The organism is Candidatus Phytoplasma stylosanthis (genome assembly GCF_032886435.1).
Classification (GTDB): Bacteria; Bacillota_I; Bacilli_A; order Acholeplasmatales; family Acholeplasmataceae; genus Phytoplasma; species Phytoplasma stylosanthis.
Map to the genome: position 1 here is coordinate 27667 of NZ_JAUZJP010000001.1, position 7552 is coordinate 35218.

The window sequence follows — 7552 nt, forward strand, 5'->3', positions numbered from 1 at the left end:
AAGATTTATAATGTTAATAATATAAGCATATAATGAAAGTTGATTTTGATATAATTATGACTTTAATTAAAAAAAATGATCATTTTATTATAAATGAACATGATTTTGAAATTTCGGAATATAGTTTATTCTTGTCAGAAATATCAAAAATAGAGATTTTTATAAAAAAAAGTAATTTTTTCTCAAATATCGAACAAAAGTTATTTTTAAATGACAAGAAAAATAATTATTCCCCAATACAAGAATCTTTACATCAGAAATTTATTATGAATCTAAAAAGATTAAATTTGGAACATAATAAAAATATAAATCAAGTTTTAAATAACTACCAAAAAAATATTGAAAAAGTTAATCATAATTCATCAGAAAATTACAGTTCTTTAATAGAAAATATCGAAAACAAAATTAAAAAAAAAAAAAATCAAAAACAGGAAATTTTAAAACAATTTCTACAAAAAATAGAAAATATTGAACAAAATCTTCAAAAAAAATTGATTGATATTGAAGAATTAAAACAAAAAAATATTTATGCAAAAAAAGATTTAAAAAAAGAATTTAATTTAAAAAATCAATTTTTGTTTTCCCAAATAAAAGAAAAAAATCAAAATATTGAACAAAAATTTGAAAAAAATAACATTTTTTTGAATCAGACAATAAATGAAATTAAACAAAAACAAAAACAAAATATTTCCATTATTAAAAAAAAATATAATTCTCGTTTAGAACAAATTTTACAACAACAAAAGAAAATAAATAAATTATTTCAAAAAAAAATTAAAAAAAATAATTCTAAATTTCAATTAGATTTTAGTAAACATAATCAAATTTTCAATATAATCAAAAAAAAATTTGAAAATAAAAAAAAAGAAATTGAAAAAGAAAAAATTAAATTATTCCAAGAAGGAAAATTGAAAATGTTTTTTATTTTAGAATACAAAAAATTTTTTCAATATCAACTTTTTTCTTCCTTGATGTCAAAAAAAAAACAAGAAAAATTAGCATATTCCAAAAAATTATATTTATGGAATAAAAAAAATATATTTTTAAAATTTTTAAATCGCCTAAATTTGAATATAATTGATTTACAAAAACAAATTCAAGATAAAAAAAATAATTTACAAATTCAGGAAAATATTTTTTTAAAAACAAAAGAAAAAGAAATAACTGATAATCAATTTTTAAAAGAAATTCATTTTTTAGAAAAAAAATTTAGTTTAGATAATATAAAAAAACAGTATGAAATTATGCATCTCGAAACACAAGAAGAAGAAGAAGAAAATCAATTAAAACATTTTTATTTTATTGAAGAACATAAAATAAATCTTTTTTTAAATGATTTAGAATTCCAGAAAAAAAATATAATATTAGAAAATAAAAAGAAAAAAAAGATATATTTATTAGAAAATCAATTAAATATAGAATTAATTAAATCAGATCTGGAATACTTACAAAATACTATTCAACATTTATTTCAAATTCGTGAATTAGATTTCAAAATGACAAACTTATTAAATCATCAAAATAAAGAAAAAAAAAATCAAGAAATTCATTTTGAACAAAAAAAAATATATTTTTTTACAAAAAAAGAAACAATATTATTAAATATAAAAAATGAAATTGATAAATATTTTTTGAATCTAGAAAAAAAAATTAACTTTATTTCTTCTTTTTTAAAAGATATAAATGATAAAAATAAAGAAAAAAATAATTTATTTCAAATGATTTATAACAAAATAAATAGTTATGTAAATAAATTAAAAATCAAAAATGAAATACTAAAAAAAGAAGAATTTGAATCAATAATAAATTTATTTCAATCTTTTTTAAATAATATTCAAAACAAACAATTTTATTACCATTCACTTTTAAATAAAAAGATAAATGATTTAAAAAATTATAAATTACAAAAAGAAATAGATTTTTTAAACAATATACTTAAATATTTTCAAAAAAATATTGTTTATATGCGTTCTTTTATACATGAATATAATTTAAGCAATGAGAAAAAATCTAAAAATATAGAAAATCAAATTAAAATTTATGAACAAAATTATTTTTATTTAAAAAAAATTGTTTTATCTTTTGAAAAAGACAAAAAAAAACAAAAATTAAATCAAGATAAATCAATAAAAAAAATTGAAAAAATAAAAAAACTGAAGTTACAAAAAAAAAGTTTTTTCGAAAAAAAAATATTTTCCTATTTAGATAAAAATAATAATAAATCACAAAAAAAATCTTTTTTTAACAAAATTTCTTTTTGGTTTTATCAAAAAAGATATATTTTTTATTGGCACAAATTTTTAAGTAATTTTGTTTCTTTACAAAATTTATTAAATGAAGATTATATTTTTTTATTTAAAGAAATAACTACTTTAAAAGAAAACTTTAACAAAGATAAAAAAGACTTTTATGAAAATAATTTAGAAGAAATAGAAACATTATATTCATATTTTATAGATAACTTTGAAAAAATAAAATCATTAAATATCAATAAATTAAAAGAAAAACATAAAGAAGAAATCAAAAAAAATCAAAATAAAATTTCTCTTCATAAAATAAATTTCACTATTAAGTTTAAAGAAAGAGAGAATGATTTTGAATTAATTAAAGAAAATTTTAAAGAAGCCTCATTAGAAATACAAAAATATTTCAAAAAAAATTTGAATAAAATAAAAAGAGAAAAATTAAATCAAGAAAATAATTTAAAAAAAGAATTGGATAATTACTTAAATATTTTTGTAAAACAAAATATTATGACAAAGAAAAAGTATAATTTTTTGAAAAAAGAACAAAAATTAAAAGAAAAAAAAAATTCATATGAAATTGATAAAATAAAAAAGAAGTATATTAAGGATTATAATGTTATTATAAGAAAAAAAATAAAGATGATAAAAAGAAATAAAAGATATTTTTTTTATCTTTTTTTTAAAAAAAAGTTTTTTTTGTTGAAATTAAAATTTCTTTTTTGGATTAAAAATATAAAAAATACATTAGAACTAAAACAAAAACACTTTATTAGAAAAAAAAAAATAAATCAAAAAATAGGAACACAGTTTCTTTTATATAATAAATTTTATTTTCTTTTTTATAATTAAATTTGATTAACTAAAAATAAATCATTAATTATATAAAAAAATAATATTTACTTATTATAAAAATGTTATTTATATTGTTTTTAGAATTCTTTTTTAATAAATTTTCATAAATTAAAGTAATTGTTAAAAAATCAAAATTTTTTTATTTTTTTTATTAATAAATAAAATTTTAGAAAAAAAGGTATTGTTAAATGAGAAAAATTATTATCTCTGGAAATTGGAAAATGAATAAATATAAAGAAGAAGCTTTAAAATTTATTTATCAAATAAATAATAAACTTCCAGATAGAAAAATAGTAGAAACTATTATTTTTCCTCAAACAATTTTATTAGATGTTTTAACTCAAATAGAAGGAAAAAATTTAAGAATAGGAGCCCAGAATATTTTTTATAAAAATGAAGGATCTTATACAGGAGAAACTTCTCCTTTAAATTTACATTTTTTAGGAATTAAATATTCTTTAATAGGACATTGCGAAAGAAGAAAGCTTTTTGGGGAAACTGATAAGATAGTTAATTTGAAGCTTTTAGCATTATTAAAATTAAATATTTATCCTATTGTTTGTATAGGAGAAGATATTGTAGCTAAAGAAGAAAATTGGACTGAAAGTTTTTTAGATATTCAATTAAAAAAAATCTTTTTAAATGTTCCGAAAGAAAATATAAATAAAATTATATTAGCTTATGAACCTTTTTGGGCTATCGGAACAGGCAAAAGTGTTCAACCTGAAGTTGCTAATGAAATTATTTTTAATATTAGAAAAAAAATATCTTCTTTATTCTCAGAAGAAGATGCACAAAAAATAAGAATTATTTATGGCGGTTCTATTAATACTAATAATGTAGAAGTTTTCTTAAGACAAAAAGAAATAGATGGTATTCTAGCTGGTAATAGTTCATTAAATATGGAAGATTTTTTGTTTTTTACTCAAGTGGCTCTCAAAATATCTCAAAATAAATAAAATTATTCAAATAGATTAGAGAAATAATTTTAATAGAAAGTTTTTTAAAAATGAAAACAAAATGGTTACATAATTTAAATAAAAAACAATTAAAAGCTGTTTTATCAGAAGAAAAAGCTATTTATCTTCATTCAGGAGCAGGAACTGGAAAAACAACTACTTTAACAAATAGGATAATTTATTTATTGAATGAATTAAATATAAATCCAGCAAACATTTTAGCAATTACTTTTACAAATAATGCTGCTAAAGAAATGAAAGAAAGGTTACAAGAAAAATTTACTCAAGATATTTTTGGTCATTTAACAATTTCTACTTTTCATTCTTTAGGGTTTAAAATTTTAAAAAAATATATTAATAAGCTTAATTTAGATTTTAATAATTTTTTTCATATTATTGATGAAAAAGAAGGAATTAAAATTATTAAAAGTTCAATCAAAGAATTAGGATTAGATAGAGATAAATATAAACCCAATAAACTAAAAAAAATTTTTTCTCGTTTTAAAAATGAGAAAATCAAAAAACAAATTTTAAATGAATTAGATGAAGTTATACAAAACGACAAATGGTTTATTGATTCTCAAAAATATAATCTAGATCTTTATTCACATGAGGAAAAAAAAATTTTTAATTTATATGAACTTTTTTTAAAAAAAAATAATTTTTTAGATTTTGATGATTTAATAATTTATACTTATCGATTATTAAAAAATAATTCTTCAGTTGCTTCTTTTTATAAAAAAAAATTTACTCATATTTTGATAGATGAATTTCAAGATATTGATTTGATTCAATATCAAATAATAAAAATAATAGGGCAAAATAATTTTATTTTTGCTGTTGGTGATCCGAATCAAAATATATATAGTTTCAGAGGTGCTAATATTTTATGTAATGAATTATTTTTGCGAGATTTCAAATCTAGAATTCTTTGTTTAGATTATAATTATCGTTCTACAAAAAATATTTTAGATAAAGCTAATCTTTTAATTAGTTATAATTATGATCAAAAAGGTAGTCATTTTAAAAATACTTTGAAAAATGATTCTTCTTATGGAAAAGAAGTTATTTATAATAAATTTACCAGTGAATATGAAGAAGCTGAATTTATTTCTAACCAAATTAAAGAATTAGTATTTCAACAAAATTACAATTATTCAGACATAGCTATTTTATATAGAGTAAATAAACTATACAAACACATTCAGGATTCTTTTATTATAAAAAATATCCCTTATTTTATAAAAAATGATTTTTCTTTGCATCAAAAAAAAGAAATTAAAGATTTTATATCTTATTTAAGATTACTCGTTTTTCCTGGAAGTGATATTGATTTAAAAAGAATCATTAACACTCCTCCTCGACAAATAGGTAAGCAAACAATTAAAAAATTAGAAATAATTGCTCATGAAAAAAAGGTTTCTTTGTTTGAAGCTATGAATTATTTATCTGAAAAAGATAAAATAAAAAATAAAATTAATAATTTTCAAAATATATTTCAAAATCTTCAAAATTTGGTTTCTGACAAAAAAAAATGTAGTTTAGATAATATTATTTTTTTAATTGATAAAGAAATTAAATATTCAGAAATATTATCTAAAAAGAAAAAACAAATTATTGATAATGATTCGAAAACACAAAATGATATTTTAAATAAATTAGATAATTTACAAAAAATTTTTATTGAAGAAAATAAAGAACAAAAAGAAGGAACTTTCTGGGAAAAACTAAATATTTTACTAAATAAAATAACCTTATTAGAAGATAATAACCAACAAAATAATAAAAATAAAGTTCTTATGTCTACTATTCATAAAGCAAAAGGTTTAGAATTTAAAGTTGTTTTTGTTATAGGATTTGAAAGGGAATTTTTTATTCAAGATAAAAATACAAATTCTATTAATAAAGAAGAAAGAAGAATCGCTTATGTAGCTATAACAAGAGCTAAAGAAATACTATATATTACAAGTTCTAATGTTAGATTTTTAAATGGGAAGGAAATATTTTTAAAACCTGTTGTTTTTTTAAGAGAAATGGAATTATCTTCATTAAATAATAATTTTAATGAAAAAAGAGAAAAAAATAAAAATATTTCTATTTATAAGGCAGGAGAGAAAATAAAACATAATATCTTCGGAAAAGGTCTTATTGTTGCAGTTGATAAAAGTATTTTAATTATATCTTTTGGACAGAAATATGGCATTAAAAAAATTGCTATTAATCATTTTTCTTTATCTAAAGAATAGTCAAATATTATTTTTTAATGTGATGTAATAATTAACAATGATGATATATCAATTTTTTAATTGTTGTTAATTTTTATTGTTTTTTAGATTTTAACTTTTACTTTTTTTAGAGTTTTAATATGTTATGTTATAATATAAATTAGTAGAAGAGAGTTTAGAAATAAGTTTGGCTTTTACTATAACATGTTTGACTTCTACTATTTAAATAAATTTAATTTAGGGGATGTTTTTAGGAATTCGCCAAAACTAATGAATTTTTTTATGCATATCTTGGTAGTGCAAGTAAAAACATTTCGAGGTTTAAAATAAATGGCAACAAAAAAACAGAAGAAGAATATTCTTCTTTATTAAATCCTATTTATTATCCTTCTTTGGGTACAAGAGAAATCGCTATAGCTTAATTTGTTACAGCTATAAATGATTCTTTTTATTTTTCCAAAGGATTAGATTTTTTAAAAATTTTTAACAAAATATTAAAATATTTATTTTGTTATAATTTGTCGAATTATCTTTTGAATTTAAAAAAGACTTAATATTTATTTTTAACTAATACATTTTTTCTTCTTTTTTGTTATATTAACAAAAAGGATTATAAATCAAAATAATCTTTCTACTTATAGATAATTATCTTTATAAAGAAATTAAAAAATTGTTTGTTTATAATAAAACAAAATAAGTATGTAGATTAAAAAAATGAATTAGTTTTGTACAGGGGTTCGAATCCCCTCATCTCCACCAAAAAAAGTATTTCATAAATTAGAAATATTTTTAATTTATTATATTTTGTAAATAGTATAATAAAGATATTTTTTTAAAAGATTAAGATTAAAAATAAAAAAAATATTTTTTTAATTTTTTAAATAAATATAAAAAATAAATTTTTTTTTTGAATAATTTATTTTTAACGTTATTTTTTTATTTTTAATTTTTATTATTATTTTTGTATTTAAAAAAACATTAATTTTCTTTATTTTAAAGAATAAATCAGATAGGTATTACATAATTTTTATGTTTCAAAAATTAAAGAAAAATAAATTTACTAATAAAATTATAATATTGCTTGTTTTATTTCTTATTTCTTTATTATCGATAATAATTTTTCAAAAAGCAATGGCAATATCAAAAGAAGCATTTAAAAATCAATTGAAATCTAAAGGCGAAAGAGAAATAGATGAAATTGTAGTTGAATCAAAAAAAAAAATTAATGAAATTTTACAAAATATTCAAGAATTTGTCAAAAAATATGATA

Annotated in this window: 4 protein-coding genes; all 4 read left to right on the plus strand. The window is 17.1% G+C overall.

All coding sequences use genetic code 11. The annotated features are described in order from the left end of the window. Positions 1–32: 32 nt before the first annotated feature. Positions 33–3095 carry a hypothetical protein gene (locus tag Q8777_RS00105; protein ID WP_318676318.1) on the plus strand — a complete coding sequence of 1021 codons (3063 nt, stop codon included), beginning with the start codon at positions 33–35 and terminating at the stop codon, positions 3093–3095. A gap of 191 nt (positions 3096–3286) precedes the next feature. Beyond that, entirely contained in the window at positions 3287–4057 is a 771-nt protein-coding gene (tpiA, locus tag Q8777_RS00110; RefSeq protein WP_318676316.1) for a triose-phosphate isomerase, read from the plus strand. Positions 4058–4107: 50 nt separating this feature from the next. Further along, positions 4108–6303, plus strand: coding sequence for an ATP-dependent helicase (locus tag Q8777_RS00115; RefSeq protein ID WP_318676315.1), 2196 nt, complete (start codon positions 4108–4110; stop codon positions 6301–6303). 1008 nt (positions 6304–7311) lie between these two features. Further along, the coding region (locus tag Q8777_RS00120; RefSeq protein ID WP_318676314.1) for a hypothetical protein at positions 7312–7552 on the plus strand (241 nt) is incomplete at its 3' end.